This window comes from Lewinella sp. IMCC34191, from assembly GCF_003390935.1.
GTDB lineage: Bacteria > Bacteroidota > Bacteroidia > Chitinophagales > Saprospiraceae > Neolewinella.
The window spans coordinates 58,157-75,041 of record NZ_QNQZ01000013.1; the positions used below are offsets into that span (position 1 = coordinate 58,157).

Sequence of the window (16,885 nt, forward strand, 5' to 3'; positions counted from 1 at the left end):
ACGCAACCGCTGGCGATTTATGCGTCCGCTGGTTCCATGGTCATTGTCCTGGAGTGGACGACTAATGATTATCGAGGTCAGCCCGTTCGGATCTGCCTTGACTTCATCAAGAGCAAAAACGAGGCGAACCAATCATATGAGGAGGCCGCGCTTATTGAAACCGGACGCTCGTACACGGAACACATCCTGGGGGAAAACACCCGATACAGCACGCCGGACAACCCCAATCCCTTCGATCAGGACTGGTTTCGCCTCGACTTCCGCAGTGGCGGAACCGTGCTCGTGGACTTGTACAACGTACCGGATGATCTCGATCTCGAAGTCAATGTGGTGGGTATCGATGCCTGGGGTAAGCAGAGAGTCCTGACCATCGGCCGGAACAATGGCCGCGGAGCGACCTACTATAGTTTGCGGGCATCTGCTTACGTTTCTCCTGGTACCTACTTCATCCAGGTACGCAGCCGCGACAACAGATCCAGTACGAAACCCTACTACCTGATCGCTGACTTCATCGAAAATCAGCACGAGGCGAATCAGTCCTACGACGAAGCCGCGCTTATTGAAACCGGACGCTCGTACACGGAACACATCCTGGGGGAAAACACCCGGTACAGCACGCCGGACAACCCCAATCCCTTCGATCAGGACTGGTCTCGTCTCGACTTCCGCAGTGGCGGAACCGTGCTTGTGGACTTGTACAACGTGCCGGATGATCTTGACCTCGAAGTCAATGTGGTGGGTATCGATGCCTGGGGTAAGCAGAGAGTCCTGACCATCGGCCGGAACAATGGCCGCGGAGCGACCTACTATAGTTTGCGGGCATCTGCTTACGTCTCTCCTGGTACCTACTTCATCCAGGTACGCAGCCGTGATAACAGATCCAGTACGAAGCCCTACTACCTGATCGCTGACTTCATCGAAAATCAGCACGAGGCGAATCAGTCCTACGGTGAAGCCGCGCTTATCGAAACCGGGCGCTCGTACACGGAACACATCCTGGGAGAAAACACCCGGTACAGCACGCCGGACAACCCCAATCCCTTCGATCAGGATTGGTTTTGCCTCGACTTGCATAGTGGCGGGAAGTTACTCGTGGACTTGTACAACGTACCAAACGATCTAGATCTCGACCTCGACGTGGTGAACATCGATCCCTGGGGTAGGCTGGTGTTTCTAACTACAGGCAACCTTGACGGCTTCGGGGCTACCTACTACCAGTTGAGGGCTTCTGTCTCCGTGGCTCCCGGCACCTACTTCGTTCGGGTACGCAGTCGTGGCAAAAGATCCAGCACCAAGCCCTATTTCTTATTTACAGACCTAATCGAAGACCATGGAACGGAGCCGGAATCTCCCGGTATCGGCGTCAGTCGCCCAACTCGCTCTGGTCTTCCATTTGGCGGAAGGCGATTTCCGAGGGATCAAATTGTAGGCAGCAATCGCCGCAGTTTACCCTCTGCCTTTCCCAATCCAACTTACGGTGTTGTTCAGCTCAGCGGTCTGCGGGATCGTGCCACATATGTGGTAAGCAATTCCCTTGGCCAAGAGGTGGCCTCGGGTACTGCTGTCGATCCTCGGATTGATTTGTCCCGCATGACCGCTGGCTTTTACACCATCACCATCCGGGATGATCAGCCGGATCCAACCACCATTCGAATAGTAAAAAGATAGTTGCCCGCTCCAGACGGCTCGGGGTCTTGGTGCCCCTTCACATCCCTTTCTAACCCATAATCTCTTCTCTGATGTACAGTAGAATTTGCTTCCACCTGCTTCTTTCCGCCCTTATCGTTTGCTGGCTCTGCTCCTGTGAGGAAAAGGATGTACTCTACGGCGAATCCATCGATGACTATATCCTCACGGGTACTGCCAAGGACGATGATGCGCGGACTTACTTTGCCCAAAAGGAACTCGCTTGCATTGACGCAAAAGCGGATTTTCAAAACACGCTTCCTAAAGGCTATCAAAACATTGAAGTAATCCTCCGCGATCAAGACGGGAACTTCGAAACAGCTCCAGGTAATGGTATTTATGCTCAACTTAGCCCTCGGTACGAATCCACCACTGGTGGATTCATGTCAGTCCATCTGGCCACAACTATTGGTTATGATAAAAGCATTATCCTAGATGGCTGTAATGAACGCGATACATACTTCTACGTCGTTGTATACTCCCCTGATGGCTCGGTCTTAGAAGACGTTGCTACCTATTCCGTTTGGTCAAAAGAATTGCCTATAGCTTATGAAATGGCCTTTGAAAGCCATAACGCTAACGGTAATGTTAATGATCTGTCCAATCGCACGGTGGCAGGAATAGCTATTCGTAGGGGGAAAAATCGAACTACCAATCTTCGTACCACTCTTGGAGATACGGGCTACCTAGCCTATTTACTCCGGAAACGTGGCTACTTCTCTACCAAAACACCTGCTGGCTATTATCCGCAACCCGAAAAATATGCTGTACGAGAAGGTAGTGTTTTTGGCCACACCAAAAACTTCAGAGTCAACGGTTACGAGGTCACACAAGCTTCATTCAACAGGATTAACAAATATGGTGAGCATACACAATCCACTTTGTTTCACCTGTTCAATTTTGATGTCAACCAGACCAGTCATGCCCTTGCACGCTTTGGGTCTGACGATCCGTCACCGACTCATGGTGAAGTAAGAGCAAAATTTAATGTGATACGTCGCGGGCGGCTTTTGTACTCCTTTTACGAAAACGTAACGCTACACATACCTAATAAAGACGGAGTGGTCAACTTGGAGCTATTGTAGCTCTCAATCGAGAATAAAAGACCAACAGGGAGGACGCTAGGTGGAGTTCTCCCTGTTTGTATTATTGCTTCCACCATCGTAAGGACCGCTACCAACCCCTCTTTTTTCGGTGAGTCTTTAACTGCTCCATTTGCTCTGGAGTCTTACAGTAAAACTTCACCATTTCGTCCGCCTTCTCGTGCAAACGGTCCAGTTTTTCCTCTCCTGAGTACTGGTCCTCCTGCAGCTGACGCATGATTATCTGTAGGACGTTGAGCACCTTCAGTTCGATATCCGTTGCGTAATCCCGCATGTTTTTACTACGCGACAGCTTGGGAAACTTCGTCCTCCACTGTTTGGCTGTCAGTCCCCACATGGCTAAGTTGACAATATCCGCATCGACTTGACTTAGGTGGTTGATAACCTGCTCTTTCGGGTTGCCTGATTTTTTATTGGAAGTCAGCAAATTTGGCTGCTGCGGAATCTTACGTTGCGAGTTCGCCTGGGTGATAAGGCCATAGTTTTCCGCGACCAGTTCCCGGCTGAATCGTTGGTACAAATCTTCCCGCCCATATAGGCGGTCGTTCATCTTCCGGAAAATATCAATCGTCTCTACGTAAAAATGAGGATCGAGCCAGTTGGCAAAGTGAATGCTCCAGTCGATAGCACAATAAGTTCCGCCGTACCTGCCCTGTTTGGCCAGGATACCGGTAGTGCCGGCCTCCTTAAGTTCCGAAACACTGACACGGAAGGCATTACGACCTGCTCTGCGTTTAACTCCGTCGAATTCGACGGAGTTAAAACTCGGGTTGTGTCGCATCTCCCATGCCTCGATGAAGTCGATTGTGTTGGCGTTGCGCAGCCAGTTACCTACATGGTCTGCCCCCCCACCGGGATCTTTCGCATTTCCAATGTCGGTCACGCAGATAAAGCCGGTGTCTTTGTCCATCCGAATCTTCGTATCTGCTATTGTTATGTTGGAAGCCATAGCGTCTGTATTTGACTTTTACGTCCGTCAGTCGATCAGTAGGGTATCCGGATCGCCCGTAGTCATGGTGCTGTGGTCCAGTGGCTCAATAATTTGATCGTACGCCACTTTTTCCACTTTTTTTGCTGGGCGGAGTTCGTCTCCCAGTTCCACCATTTCGATTGTTTCCCCTTTAGGATCGTTCAACATGACCGTGATTCGGTGAGCGGTCATACTGCGCTTCAGGGTTTCATAGAAGCCCCTCGCTTCGTCGAGCTCTTCAAATAGAAGGTAGAACAAGCTGGGCTGATCCGGATTTAGGATCGCCTCAACTCCGTATCTGTTGTCAGGTCCGATGTGGTCAGTCATGGTCTTGGATTTATTTAGTTTAGGTTGTGTGATTTAGGTGTAGGAATCTTGAAATGGGTGTACATCCGATTGCCTACGATACTGCGTACCGCTTCATCGTAAGCAGGCAGGCTGATCGGGAAGAACCGAATGCTCAGTTCGACTTGGTAAGGTCGACCGCTTCGGGTATAGCCGTCGAGCAGTTTCTGATCAAGGTTGATCTTTCCCAAGTTGGTGATGGCCACTCCGTCCCACTGGCCATCACTATCGAGATAGATGATGTGATAGTCCGTGAGACTTGTGTCGTGAGATAGGTATCTGGATATTTCTACGAGGCAGTTTGCTATGTCGTTGGTGAGGGAACGGCAATCACTGCCGGTGTCCTTCAGCCACAAGACACTTCCATCAACACCCCAGGTAAACCTCGCTCGGAAGTAGGGTCTAGTTGTACAATTCGTATCGGTTTGCATAGGTAGGTGTTTTTAGGTGGTTTGCTCTACTCCCATAATCGCTTGGCCAGATCTCTGGCCTCGTTTCCGAGGGCCCGCCCGTAGACTTCCATCATGGCGGCCGAAGCCCACCCGGCCCAATTCTGAATCATGTGGGTCGGAGTACCTAGCGCCTGATGCTGAATGACGAAACTGTGCCGCAGTCCCTTTGGTGAGGCCTGTGGGCCTTCAATACCTGCTGTCTCCATCACGGTCGAAACGACACGCCAAGCGGTCGTACGACCGAACGGCCAAATTCGCTGTTGACCATCGGACTTGATTCTACTCGTCTGATGATCCTTGACGTGGTGAACATCGTCAAGCTTGGTAAGAAATGCATCCGGTAGCGGAACCTGCCGGTAAGTCGTTTTTCGACGCTTCAGCGTTTGGAAGGTGACGGCCTTTCCGGAGTAATCTATATTATCGTGGGTCACGGCCAGTCCCTCGCTAACTCGACAACCGGTGTAGTATAGTAGTAGGGCAAAGGTGCGCTTCTTCCGATCGTCCGCACCGGCCAGTGCCGAGTCGATGGCCCGGTAGTATGCCTGGCGCTCTTCCAAGTTCAGGTATTTCCGGTTGCCCTGAGGGTCAAAAATGTCAAAATCGAAGCTGGCCATGCTGCTTAAACATTACTAATGTAGTGTTTCAAAAATAGCGGATTTTTGCCAGACCTGCAAACGGATTCACTGATTTCTAGCTAAGACCAGCTGCAAAGTTTGAAACACTTATGGGAATAGTGTTGCAGGCAAATCCACCAAAGGAATTCGACCAAAGAGTCAGTTCAGCTGATCTTGACATGCTAAGAAGTTTTGGCAAAACACCTTCGTATATGGATGTTCCTCTCCGAGTGTTTTTTTAGACAAGAAGTATGCCTTTTCATAGTGAGGCAGCGCATCGCCAGCCCTGCCCAACGACTTTAGGCAGTGGGCGTAATTGTTGAGGGAGGTAAGCGTATCAGGGTGCTCCTCTCCGAGAACTTGCCTATTAAGCTGCAGCGCCCGTTCGTGGTGGGGCAGCGCCTCACCGGCCCGGCCCACGCTTTCCAGGCAGTGGGCGTAGTTGTTGAGAGAGGTAAGCGTATTAGGGTGCTCCTCTCCGAGAACTTGCCTATTAAGCTGCAGCGCCCGTTCATAGTGGGGTAGTGCCTCACCGGCACGGCCCACGCTTCCCAGGCATAGGGCATAGTTGTTGAGTGAGGATATGGTATCAGGGTGCTCCTTCCCGAGAACTTGCCTGCGAAGCTGCAGCGCCCGTTCGTGGTGGGGTAGTGCCTCACCGGCCCGGCCCACGCTTCCCAGGCAGTAGGCGTAATTGTCGAGGGAGGTAAGCGTATTAGGGTGCTCCTCTCCGAGAACTTGCCTGCGAAGCTGCAGCGCCCGTTCGTGGTGGGGTAGTGCCTCACCGGTCCGGCCCACGCTTTCCAGGCAGTAGGCGTAATTGTTGAGGGAGGTAAGCGTATTAGGATGCTCCTCCCCGAGAACTTGCCTGCGAAGCTGCAGCGCCCGTTCGTGGTGGGGTAGTGCCTCACCGGCCCGGCCCACGCTTTCCAGGCAGTGGGCGTAATTGTTGAGGGAGGTAAGCGTATTAGGGTGCTCCTCCCCGAGAACTTGCCTGCGAAGCTGCAGCGCCCGTTCGTGGTGGAGTAGTGCCTCACCGGCCCGGCCCACGCTTTCCAGGCATTGGGCATAGTTGTTGAGAGAGGATATGGTATCAGGGTGGTCCTCCCCGAGAACTTGCCTGCGAAGCTGCAACGCCCGTTCGTGGTGGGGTAGTGCCTCACCGGCCCGGCCCACGCTTCCCAGGCAGTGAGCGTAGTTGTTGAGGGAGGTAAGCGTTTCAGGATGCTCCTCCCCGAGAACTTGCCTGCTAAGCTGCAGCGCCCGTTCGTAGTGGGGTAGTGCCTCACCGGCCCGGCCCACACTTTCCAGGCAGTGAGCGTAGTTGTTGAGGGAGGTAAGCGTATTAGGGTGCTCCTCCCCGAGAACTTGCCTGCGAAGCTGCAGCGCCCGTTCGTAGTGGGGTAGTGCCTCACCGGCCCGGCCCACGCTTCCCAGACAGAGGGCGTAGTTGTTGAGGGAGGTAAGCGTATTAGGATGCTCCTCCCCGAGAACTTGCCTGCGAAGCTGCAGCGCCCGTTCGTGGTGGGGCAGTGCCTCACCGGCCCGGCCCACGCTTCCCAGGCATTGGGCATAGTTACTGAGGGAGGTAAGCGTATTAGGGTGCTCCTCCCCAAGAATCGCCCGGAGATCATTGTAACTCTGTCCCCACAGATCTATTAACAATCCTTGCTGGCCAGAGTCAACAAAGGGTGTACAGTGTTTGACCAGCCATTGGAATCCAAATTCGGAACCAGAAAGCCTACGAGCTTGAAAAAAACCCGACTCTGCCGCGGAAAGGAGTTCAGAGCGAAAATCTTTTACCTCAGTGTTTTGTAATGTATGTTCAGCTTTCTTCAGTAAGTACTTTCTTGCGTTTTTTTGCGTCGCCCCGGCAAGAAAATCTTGGGCGATGGCATGGACATAGCTATTACTGTCCTCTGTTGTGAAGAGACTAAATCGCAATAATTTAAAAAATGAATCTTGATCAACCGGATAGGCGGTCCCGAATTCCTGGATGAGTTCTCGGAACAGCGAATAATCAAAAAAACGCGTAGCACTAAGCACCTTCACTGCTGAGCGTTCATTCGGCTGTAGATAGGCCAAAAGGCGTTCCCCGATTTCTTCTATAGAACCAGCAAAGAGGGTCTTATCAACTGGGTCTTTAGTATTCAGTACTCCCTCCTCATATAGGTCTACGGTAAGGTCGAGGAAAAAAGGGAGTCCCTCGTAATTCTCTAAGATTGTAGAGATCACCTCTTCAGGTAGTTGAGCCGATTCCAGAAAAAGACGAGCATCTTCCAAAGCCAATTCACCAACAAGATGCTGTTCCAATAAATTACGCTCACTCCAATCTGGATCTCGATCGGCCCAATCCAACTTGCGCCTCCCCGCAATGACAGTGAGAACACCAGGTAATTGTCCAGCTAAATTCCGGACCCATGTATCTGTCCTAGCACCGGCATATTCACCTCTACCATAACTTTCCAAAGCTTCATAAGTATCAAAAAACAGAACCGCCGACCTTCCACTTTCTACGGCAGCTCTTAGGTCGGCTGCAAAGAAACCAATCAACCCATCCGTCATTTTAAGCGGATCATTCTGAAAGAGAAAAAAACGGAGATCACGGGTATTTTGAACGATAGTCCTCCTACGACGGAGATCCATATTTCGTGATACTACGTTTCCCAACTTAAAGATCTTGTCGACGTATGGTATTTCCTCGAGAGCTGGTAAAAACATCTCTCGGTTGAACCCCTTCACCGCAAATCGATCAGCCAGGTTACGGAGGACCTCGGGGGGCTCTTGAAAATTTAGGCACGCATAATAATGTGCGTAAGCAATGTCAAAGGTTGGTAGTGTGAGACCACCTGATTCGACCAAAGAATTTCGTAGGGCAAGAAGTGCATTGGCTGGCTGAAGCTCATCACTAATCTGGAAATTGACTTGCCCCCACGCAGGCCCAAGCTCATCACTCCCTGGCCGGATCATGGCCCTCTTATCCCTGAGCTGCTTTTGAAGTTCCGTTAGAAGAGCGGACTTACCAATGCCTCCCAATCCATAGAATGAGAGTACGCTCTGGAGTTTTGGATCCAAGTTCTTGTACCGGTTCCAAAATGCTGACTGAAAGGCTTTGCGATCCGTAAAGGTGCGAGTTGCTTGCTCGGGTTTCGGATTGGGAGAAGTGTAATCAGGAGGCATATGGGCAAGATAATGATCAGCCATGGCTTCTTTGGGAATAACCTACCAGACAGCTTTCCGAGTTAGCACGAAACAAACTGGGTAATAGTGTTTCAGGCATCTAACTATCTAAAGCTAACTTGTACCATCCAACAATTAAGTTGATTTATGAATAGTCGTGATTCCCAACATTCTGCATCAGGACAAGACGACAAATTAGATAAGATCGAATCCAAACTACACCAACTCGAACTCAACCTACTCGAGCAAGAGCACCGACGTATGTCGTCTGCCTACAAAGCAGTAAAGAATATTTACGATTACGACGGGACAAAGGTCAGCTATGACAGGGCTATCGCATCATTAAAAGGAGTTTTGAATGCTTGGTTAATCCCTAAAATAGCTGGAACTATCATTCTTACTCTGGGCGGATTGTTTACTACGTATGTAGCAGTTCAAACTCTGTGGGAGTTGCAAGAGCAAAATGAGCGATTCAGTGAGCAAAATGAGTTATTCCGACAACAAAACTTGCAACAAATAATCGCGGCAAACAGTGAGTTGGCTAGTACCTTGATAGCGGATCTATATGAGGCAAGGCAAGCTGAACGTCTTTCTGAAAAGTCAGAGTGGGATGTACCTATAGTACTTTTGAACAGGATTGCTATGGTTGCAAACGCTTTAAAGCCCTACGATTCTATCACAATAATTGAGCCTTGGTATCCTATTGATGAACGATGGGAAAATGACACAGTCATAAAGGAGACTAAGTATTGGCTTAGTAGAGAAAGAGGACAATTACTAGCCTCTCTCATTGCACTCAATGTGAGATTCCCATTAACGCCCAATCCAAATTTTGAGCGTAGCTATCTTGAGCCAAGCATCCATAACCATGCTAACTTGGAGGAAGCTAACTTAGCAGATTCCTACTTGGGACACTCATATTTTTTTGGATCTAACTTCACGGAGGCTGACCTTCGCCGGTGTATTTTGGACTTTGCGACGTTTCAAGGTTCTAATTTCACACAAGCTAACTTAAAGGCAGCTTCGGTAGTGGAGACGTCCATTCAGCCTAATATCTTAACCTCCAGTACGAAGGTTTCATCAATAAAAGAGATATACGACAGGACTATGGATGGTGCCAGTACCTGGAATTCGTATTTTAGAGCTGCCAAAGGATCATCTTCACAGATATTTATTGACCCTAGATATGGAAAGGATGAAAAAGATCCTAGGTTCTTTTTAGGAAGAAACCTGTTCCTAAACGCCAACTTGGAAAACATAGACTTCACTGAATCCAAAAGATTAGATGTAGAGTCATTGCTTGAAGCTTCTATGCAGGCTCCAATACCTGGAATTCGCCTGCTTGATAGCTTAAGGAAACAATATGAAGACGTTTTGAGCGATTCGCTTTACAAAACTGCCCCTGTTTACATGAAGCGATATAACCGGGAGCACTTTGAATTCTGGAGCGAAAGGCATGAGCTACGAGATTCTTCTTAGAGTGGGCCAACTTTATGACGGTCTCCTTTTCCTAATCCAAGCAAATACAGCCATCCGGCAACCGCCGATAGCAAGTAGGACAGATTCTAACTGCCCGCTCTAGTTGACCTACCCGTGGTTCAACTAGTCGCCGGCGAACTGGCATCTGAATCTCGATGTGGATCTCACCGATCGGCTCTCCTTCTTTTCCGTACCGCTCCACCTTCCAGGGGTCACCGGGTTCGTCTGCGTTGTCAAGGGCAAAGAGACGTTCATATTCGGTATCTGATTTCTGCTCTGGCATAGGTGAAAGGTGTTTTGTTGTAGGTGTAGTCTATACGAACTCTGGAATGTAAGTCATTCAGTGCTGGGTGAAAGCTAACCCCAGCTTAAAGACCTCCAGTTGCCCAGGCTTGAATGGCTAACAGAACAAATGGTAAAGTGGCTAGTCCCAGGGCGATGATTCGCCTATCTGTAGTACGGATCGGAGTACGGCGAAACTTGTAGAGTAAGTAGAACCATAGGCTGCTACCAATAATTAGGAGCAGTCCGACCGTGAACCGTAATGGATGATTCTGCAGGAAGGTAAAAACGTCTTCACGCCGCAGGGCACTACCAACGTAGCCAACACTGTATGCGAAGACAGCAATTAAAACAAACAGTAGCATCCAGAAGAACAAATGCACGAAGAACTCCCACCATCGGTGCCCGTACGTTGACTGTACGGCATAGAGCGTATATAGAAAACTAATAGCGGAACCCATCCATAGAAGGTTCACCAATTCAATCGGGCTATCGGCAAGGATAAGCCATAGTGGGGTTAGGAAGATAGCCAGAATAGTGGCATGGCTGTACACGTAAAGTGAGGCAACTATTGACTCCGGAAGGTTATAGGTGTTGCGTGGATAAAACCATCGGTGGCCAAAGGCGGCTAGTGGAATCGAGGCTACAAATACGGCCGAGTAATATTTAATTGACAGCCGTACACCTGTCCTCCAAAAATGGGCCACTCTGGCGTTGCTCTTCCGTAACTTATCTACTTCCTCGGAACTTAGCGAATAGCGGGCCTGACGTGCCGCTAAGTCCTCCTCCAAGCCCTCAACGAAACCCGTCTCGAGACCGCTGAGAATGGTTTCGGCCACAGCACCGCTGAACCAGTACTGAACGATGAAGAACACCGCTGCGCTAATTGATAATACGAATCCAAGATATCGGGTAGGCCGGATGAAACGACTTCGATCCCCACTCAGGTAAGCCTGCACTACTCGGCGAGGATGCAAAGTGAGTTGAACGATAGTTCCTAAGACACCTCGATCAGTATCGGTGAAGTCCCTTAGAAAATCAGCCGTGAGTTGCCTAACGGTGAGGCGGGACTTGTTCTTATTCGAATCGGGTAGGTGAGGGGCTTCCATTTACGGGTAGGTGATCGGTGGCAAAAGCAACCTTCAATTTCGGCTTCGTCGGACACATAAGCATCTGCCCTGCGTTTCGGCCACCGCGGATAGCAAAAAGAATTGATTATCCTCCGTGTGAGGAATTTTTCAAAAAACGATCTAAAGTAGCAACTTCCTTCGGACCAGCCGATATGACACCTGAAATATTCAGGGAAAGGCTCAGGGAGAGAAAAACGTTACTATCTTTTGATCTCTCCTGGCAAAGTTTGCGGCCGCAGCTTGGATACTATGCGATTGAATCGCTGCCGCGTGTCTTCGCTCTTCCAGGTCAAATGAACGGTTTCGGAGTAAATTCGAAAGGTGAAAAACTGACTTTCACCCTCGCAGCTTGACCGAACTACTCTGTCGATGCAATTCACTGTACTGCCAGCGTAGGAGTACGTTTTACCGGTCAAGAAACACAGGGCTTTGTCAATATCGTGGAGCCGGTCAGCGGCGTAGTTGAGGGTCGCCGGTCTGGTCAGGATCACTTTCTTGCCAACGGCGTATGCATCGTTGGTCGCGTACTTACCGCGCCGGCCCACTCGGTTGCGAGCGTTGCTGGTTAGATGGCCGAAGGCATCTAGAATTAACTCTTGGTGTACCGCCACCCAAGATTTGCCGATCTGTTCCAGAACGACTAGAACATTCTCGTAGGTGACCGGCAGGGAAAGTGTACTGATTATCTCCTTCTCCATCTTCTCTTGCCGCTTCGAACTAACCCGATCCAGCAACCCCGTTCGCTGAATCAGCGCCTGCCACGTCTTTGCCTTCAGTTCCTCGTAAATCGGGCTCGTGGATCCGGTTTTTAGATCGTTCGTTGTCGTTCGGTAGCCCAGGCGGATACCTCCTACAATACCGATTGAAGCAATGCCCTTGGCCATGCTATCGGCCCGCCGCTGTATTTCTGCGTAGTCCGCTAGGGTCTGATTGTAAATACCGATGATGCGCCGAACTTCATCCGGACGGGCGAGTGCTTGTAGGGTTGGTAGGTTGATTGACATGTCTAGCTTTTTACCTGGATGGGGTTGACTGTCCGCTGGGGCAATTCTAAAAGGGTCGAATTCGACCCTTTTAGAATTATCCATTTGGACCTTCCTTCACCCCTCAGCAGGTGAAGGAAGGCCGCGGCAGCGGTGATTTAGATTCCGTACTTGTTCACTTCGTCCCACTGGGCTTCGAGATCCTCGAAAGTGGAAAATTTGAGTGCGGCAATCTGGCGCACGGTTCGCAGTGATGCGGTCGCCGGCAGACGGTAGGTTCTTCGCTCGCCCTGGCACCGCATCTCGAACAGAAAGTCTTTGGCCATTCGATTACGTAGACCCTGGGCTTCGGCTAAATGGGTTACGTCTCCGCTCTCACGGTATCGTTCCAGTGCGGCAAAGTATAGAGGGTAACGGCCGTACTTCTTCAGGCCGATCTTCTTGCTTCGGACGGACTTGCTTTTGCGGGTGGGCCGGGCAATGATTTCCTGAACCTCTGCCAGAGTTACCTCCGGAAACTCGCTGCGCATCAGTTCGACGGCAAATAGGGGTGCCTTCTTAGATAGTCGTTTTGCTACCCGTCGTTTGCGTTGGCTCCGGCGCCGGTAAAACTGTTCCAGCGTGATTGCTTCGTATTGCGACGGCTGCAGGGCCGGAAGGGTGATGTTGTACTGCGGACCCATAGGGGATAGTCCTTTTCCATTCCCTCCTTCTCGATGCAGTGACGGACGTTACCGATAATCTCCAGCTGGTCGGATTCGGCCAGCTTCGCAAATGCCATTATGATCAGGTAATGGTATCGATTCCCATCGGGCGTGTCAAGTCCGTACTGTCCTTGTAGATACTCGTAGAGTTCCGCCGTTCCTTCTGGATCGTACAAATCGTGTTTGAGTAGCTGGGCGAAGGTGATGGTATTGGGGGAGGCTTCCTGGTTATTTAGTCCCTCCGTAATTTCTTCAGCGCTTAACATCTGGTAGTCCTCGTTGATGCAATACTGCATTTCCTCGGCGATGGCTACCTGATCGGCCTCGGGTAGTTTGGCAATCTCCTCGATGAGGAGATTATGGTACAACTGATTTCCCGGGGTCTGGATCCCGTGATCCTCTTGCAACTGGTCGTAAAATTCGGCGGTGCCGGTGAAATCATACATTGAATACTGTAGAAGTTCCTGAATGCGCTAGGTAACCGTTAAGGTTTTCATGATGCTATGCTATTGTGGTTAGCTACCGCTGGCACGGTAGGGGGGTTATTTGACTGCCTTACTAAGTTACAAATTATTCAAGTAACAAACAATCTATTTACAATAATAATGGACCATAATTTTATTGTCAGGGCCTAGATCGTCGCCACATTAACTCGATGTTTTGCGGCTATCGTTTGCCGTACTTCTTGCCACGGTTTTAGCTTCATTTTCACGTAGCTGAAACCGTGCGCCTTCATGTCTTCGTGGTGCTGTGGGCTGTGCAGGTAGGATTTCTGAGCTCGATAGGCCGCAGTTGCTTTGAACTCTGCTCTGGCGGCCTCTTCCGCCCGCTGTCTGTCTTGTTTGGCTTTGCTAGTGACTTCTCGCTGAGTCATCTGGTATGCTTTGCGGATACATGAGCTTCCTAGTGAAAACTCCTCACCGGTGTCTGTCTCGATTACGTACACCTTTTGTAAAGCGGTGCGACCGCACCGGTCGCACTCGCTTCGCTCGTTGGTTATTCCTAGTATTTTAAAGCTAGCTTGCATGGTCCCTACTTTTTTTGTTCTGCTAGTTCGTCGGCAACGGCTGCTGCTAGGTCGGGTACGTTATCGTACCGGTCAATCTCTCCGCCCTGGTGGCCATGTAATACATAGCAGAAGTCGTCGTGCTCGTCGTACTCCCCAACTAGGCCGCATGTCAGTTTAAAGGCGGTTTCTTCCGGCTGGCTGAGGTAGTATAGACCGCTGTCTATCTCGCGTTCGATTTCCTTTACTTGGACCCTGAAGACGTACCGCTCATAGAACTCCGGCGATAATTGCCACTGGCCGCGTCCGTGCCAGTCGTAGGTTGCCTGCACCTTGCCGCCCGCTATATACACCTCTGCACCCTCGACAATTCGCATTAGGGTATCGTGCTGTATTGCCTCGGCTTGCTCGGTGGATAGGGTAACGGATTGGCCTTTGCCTAGAAAAAAAGAAACATCAGCTGTGGTCGGAATAAAGCCCATGATAAACGTGATTGAACTGTATTTGCTAATAAGGAAACTCCCCTCATCGAGGGGAGCGTTAGGACTTCTCGGCCGCCGGCTGTTGGAGAGCCGGACGGCATTTCTAATTGAGGTGTCCTCCTTTTGTCCAGCACTTCGCACGGGGGCGGCTGGAGTGGAAGGCAAGGGCAGTCCGCCCATTATTTTGGGGAGGAACGAAGCCGAAAAAATTGGTGGCTGAAGGAGGTATCGACTGACCCTTTCCGGAGCGTGCCGCCCCGTAACTTCGTGCAAGTGCAAAAGGGAGTACACTTCAATCTCGATTGCTCACCCTCCGGATTTACTGCTGGCGGCTTAGAAGATCCGCCACGCCCCGGTCTACCTGCGATCCTACCCCTTGGTACCTGGACTGGCGGCGAGATTTGACCAAAGCTCGTGACAGTATAGGGGGGTGGGTGAGTAGGTAGCGAGAGCGACAATGGGAGCGTCTACAACGTCGGCTTAGGGATAGGAACGGCAAGCGTGAAGGCCCAGAGGCCAGGAACGGTTAAACCGCAGGTTCGAGCTGCACGGCGAGTAGTGGATAGCGCGGCCCAGTGGGGAGGCCCCCCCTGGACTTAAGAAGTAATTGGCAATAACGGCGCCATCCCTTATCGTTCCATTGTTTAAACTCACAGATCGCGAACTTCCCCATTTAGCTACTCCTTATTTTAGTAACCTGAGTTGTACGATTACCTCTAGATCACTAAACCCCTTCCATCATGTCCCGTCAAGTCGAACTTATCGCTGCTACTTTGGTCGCTTGCACGCTGATTGTATTCGTGCTTCTGGCGGTGTTTGACATTGGGTTTACTCCCTACTGGTTGCTCCCCATAGTTGGAGGGGTCACTTTAGGAATATCGCTGGGGAAGTTTAAATCACTGCAGCGTCGGCCGAGTATTCAAGATCTGCTACACGGTGATCTCTCCGAGGCATCTCTACAATTGGCCCTGGGCTTAGCCTTCTTAGTTATTGGCTTTTTCTACACCCACGCATAAAAAAAGCTACCCGATCAGATGAGGTAGCTTCGGGACTATCATATCCTAAATCTTAATTACTCTACCACGCAAGCGGCGTGGTTCCATGCTTTGAGTGAGGCGACAGGCCCTTAAAATAACATTTTCTGGCCGATCGGAGGATCGGACTGGTGTAGCTGGAACCCTTTGTTAGGTACTTCCACAATCTTGGCTTCTTTGTACTGAAGTGTTACATTCTTTAGGTTCTTCCGGAAATCGCGCTTGAAGTTGTACATGTCCGAAAAGCCGTGTCCAAACTGTTGTCTCATTGCTTCCCAAGTGACGAAAGGTGTCGAATTTTTGGGAATTCGGTGGAGGCGGTGCGTGAGCCAGTTGTAGATATCTAGGCACATGCTGTTATTCTGAAGAGCGGTAATTGTCCGCTTGTCGAGCGGTACGCCACGCTTGATTACACTGTCGAAGTACTTATCGCTGAGCGTAATATGGAATCCGCGGGTTTTGTCTCTCACCTTGGCGTAATCCATGTCCTTGTACTTCCCGTTCGTCACCATGGATTCGACGATGAAGAAGTTGTGAATCCCGTGCGATTCGGCTCCCTTCCATTCCAAAGAGAAGGAGGCTGTACACAGTCTGTGTAGCTGATTCTTAACCTCGGCCATACTGCGGCCCGTACGGGGAAGTCGCAACTTGCGGCATAGGTCGCTAAAATTCTTGGCCAATTGGAAGGAAGGCTCCTGCCGCATGATGGCCATTTCATTGATCAAATAGAGCAGCAGCCTGGCACGAGTTCCGAAGGGAACACCGCGTGACATTCTTTGCTTAGTCTCTTGATCCATGTAGAGGGCTCCTTGAATACGCATGGTTAGGTCACCCTGGGTAACTTCGTACAGATCTGCGTCTTGATCTTGGTATGGCAAGTATACCTGGCACATGGACGCATGGGCAAAGGTGATGTCGTAATCACCATAGGTATCGTTCATTTTCCTCAGCTGCTCGGCGTAGCGGCTCACGACTGGAGAGGAATCATCACCGTACTTAGCTACTTTTAAACTACTGGCCATTATACTTGGGTTTGATATCAGTAATTTTTGTAATCTCTACCACTAAAATAGCAATTAATGCCAATCAATTATAACTATTAGTGGAGTATTAGTAAATGATCGCACTTCAAAAATTAGTGGTTGATGGCATCAGGTAGCGAGCGAAAGATAACGGATGTAACCTGCTTGAACCCACTGGTTTGCTCTAATCCGTACCAGATGATCGCAAAACATGGTATCTGCCTTACCAGATGATCGCAAAACATTCAGTCCTTACCATTTGATCGCAAAATGGATCCGTACCAGATGATCGCAAAAGACTGGGCCCTTACCATTTGATCGCAAAATGCGAATCCAGCTTCCCGCCAAAATGGCAGGTGCAGAAGTTATTACTCAGCTAGCTTTTTCTTTTTTCCACAGCACTAATAGAGGAT

General features: G+C 50.2%; 16 protein-coding genes and 1 pseudogene. 4 read left to right on the forward strand and 13 right to left on the reverse strand.

The features are described from left to right. Positions 1 to 36 precede the first annotated feature (36 nt). Together DRW39_RS20015 and DRW39_RS20020 are read left to right on the forward strand one after the other, a co-directional pair. The gene (locus tag DRW39_RS20015; RefSeq protein WP_116108870.1) at positions 37 to 1,668 is read left to right on the forward strand and encodes a T9SS type A sorting domain-containing protein; all 1,632 of its coding nucleotides are present in this window, start codon (positions 37 to 39) and stop codon (positions 1,666 to 1,668) included. A gap of 71 nt (positions 1,669 to 1,739) precedes the next feature. Then, the gene (locus DRW39_RS20020) at positions 1,740 to 2,771 is read left to right on the forward strand and encodes a hypothetical protein (RefSeq protein WP_116108871.1); all 1,032 of its coding nucleotides are present in this window, start codon (positions 1,740 to 1,742) and stop codon (positions 2,769 to 2,771) included. 88 nt (positions 2,772 to 2,859) lie between these two features. Here DRW39_RS20020 and DRW39_RS20025 read toward each other — a convergent pair whose 3' ends face one another. The 5 genes from DRW39_RS20025 to DRW39_RS22370 all read right to left on the reverse strand — a co-directional run bounded on the left by DRW39_RS20025 (position 2,860) and on the right by DRW39_RS22370 (position 6,835). Then, positions 2,860 to 3,738 carry a KilA-N domain-containing protein gene (locus DRW39_RS20025; RefSeq protein WP_116108872.1) on the reverse strand — a complete coding sequence of 293 codons (879 nt, stop codon included), beginning with the start codon at positions 3,736 to 3,738 and terminating at the stop codon, positions 2,860 to 2,862. Between the two features lie 27 nt (positions 3,739 to 3,765). Then, positions 3,766 to 4,086, reverse strand: a complete 321-nt coding sequence (locus DRW39_RS20030; RefSeq protein WP_116108873.1) for a hypothetical protein — start codon at positions 4,084 to 4,086, stop codon at positions 3,766 to 3,768. Between the two features lie 14 nt (positions 4,087 to 4,100). Next, on the reverse strand, positions 4,101 to 4,535 hold the full coding sequence (locus tag DRW39_RS20035; RefSeq protein ID WP_157976250.1) for a hypothetical protein: 435 nt from the start codon (positions 4,533 to 4,535) through the stop codon (positions 4,101 to 4,103). 26 nt (positions 4,536 to 4,561) lie between these two features. Then, complete coding sequence (locus DRW39_RS20040) at positions 4,562 to 5,170, reverse strand: tyrosine-type recombinase/integrase (RefSeq protein ID WP_116108875.1); 609 nt, start codon at positions 5,168 to 5,170, stop codon at positions 4,562 to 4,564. A gap of 159 nt (positions 5,171 to 5,329) precedes the next feature. After that, entirely contained in the window at positions 5,330 to 6,835 is a 1,506-nt protein-coding gene (locus DRW39_RS22370) for a tetratricopeptide repeat protein (protein ID WP_157976251.1), read from the reverse strand. Positions 6,836 to 8,497: 1,662 nt separating this feature from the next. On the opposite strand from DRW39_RS22370, the gene DRW39_RS20050 reads away from it, so the two are divergent. After that, positions 8,498 to 9,829: a pentapeptide repeat-containing protein gene (locus DRW39_RS20050; RefSeq protein ID WP_116108877.1), complete on the forward strand. Its 1,332-nt coding sequence runs from the start codon at positions 8,498 to 8,500 to the stop codon at positions 9,827 to 9,829. A 368-nt stretch (positions 9,830 to 10,197) separates the two neighbouring features. Here the strand turns inward: DRW39_RS20050 and DRW39_RS20055 are convergent, their stop codons facing one another. The 7 genes and pseudogenes from DRW39_RS20055 to DRW39_RS20080 all read right to left on the reverse strand — a co-directional run bounded on the left by DRW39_RS20055 (position 10,198) and on the right by DRW39_RS20080 (position 14,416). Continuing rightward, the gene (locus tag DRW39_RS20055) at positions 10,198 to 10,986 is read right to left on the reverse strand and encodes a hypothetical protein (RefSeq protein ID WP_232830203.1); all 789 of its coding nucleotides are present in this window, start codon (positions 10,984 to 10,986) and stop codon (positions 10,198 to 10,200) included. A gap of 21 nt (positions 10,987 to 11,007) precedes the next feature. Then, a pseudogene (locus DRW39_RS22955) lies at positions 11,008 to 11,220 on the reverse strand (DUF3667 domain-containing protein); the annotation flags it as partial. 221 nt (positions 11,221 to 11,441) lie between these two features. Further along, positions 11,442 to 12,245 carry a DUF4942 domain-containing protein gene (locus DRW39_RS20060; protein ID WP_157976252.1) on the reverse strand — a complete coding sequence of 268 codons (804 nt, stop codon included), beginning with the start codon at positions 12,243 to 12,245 and terminating at the stop codon, positions 11,442 to 11,444. Positions 12,246 to 12,382: 137 nt separating this feature from the next. Next, positions 12,383 to 12,754, reverse strand: a complete 372-nt coding sequence (locus tag DRW39_RS20065) for a hypothetical protein (protein WP_116108880.1) — start codon at positions 12,752 to 12,754, stop codon at positions 12,383 to 12,385. Between the two features lie 44 nt (positions 12,755 to 12,798). Then, on the reverse strand, positions 12,799 to 13,374 hold the full coding sequence (locus tag DRW39_RS20070; protein ID WP_116108881.1) for a hypothetical protein: 576 nt from the start codon (positions 13,372 to 13,374) through the stop codon (positions 12,799 to 12,801). A gap of 185 nt (positions 13,375 to 13,559) precedes the next feature. Beyond that, positions 13,560 to 13,955, reverse strand: a complete 396-nt coding sequence (locus DRW39_RS20075) for a hypothetical protein (RefSeq protein ID WP_116108882.1) — start codon at positions 13,953 to 13,955, stop codon at positions 13,560 to 13,562. Positions 13,956 to 13,960: 5 nt separating this feature from the next. Beyond that, on the reverse strand, positions 13,961 to 14,416 hold the full coding sequence (locus DRW39_RS20080) for a hypothetical protein (protein WP_157976254.1): 456 nt from the start codon (positions 14,414 to 14,416) through the stop codon (positions 13,961 to 13,963). A 740-nt stretch (positions 14,417 to 15,156) separates the two neighbouring features. On the opposite strand from DRW39_RS20080, the gene DRW39_RS20085 reads away from it, so the two are divergent. After that, positions 15,157 to 15,432 carry a hypothetical protein gene (locus tag DRW39_RS20085; protein WP_116108884.1) on the forward strand — a complete coding sequence of 92 codons (276 nt, stop codon included), beginning with the start codon at positions 15,157 to 15,159 and terminating at the stop codon, positions 15,430 to 15,432. Positions 15,433 to 15,542: 110 nt separating this feature from the next. Here the strand turns inward: DRW39_RS20085 and DRW39_RS20090 are convergent, their stop codons facing one another. Beyond that, positions 15,543 to 16,472 carry a replication protein RepA gene (locus DRW39_RS20090; RefSeq protein WP_116108885.1) on the reverse strand — a complete coding sequence of 310 codons (930 nt, stop codon included), beginning with the start codon at positions 16,470 to 16,472 and terminating at the stop codon, positions 15,543 to 15,545. Positions 16,473 to 16,885: the final 413 nt, after the last annotated feature.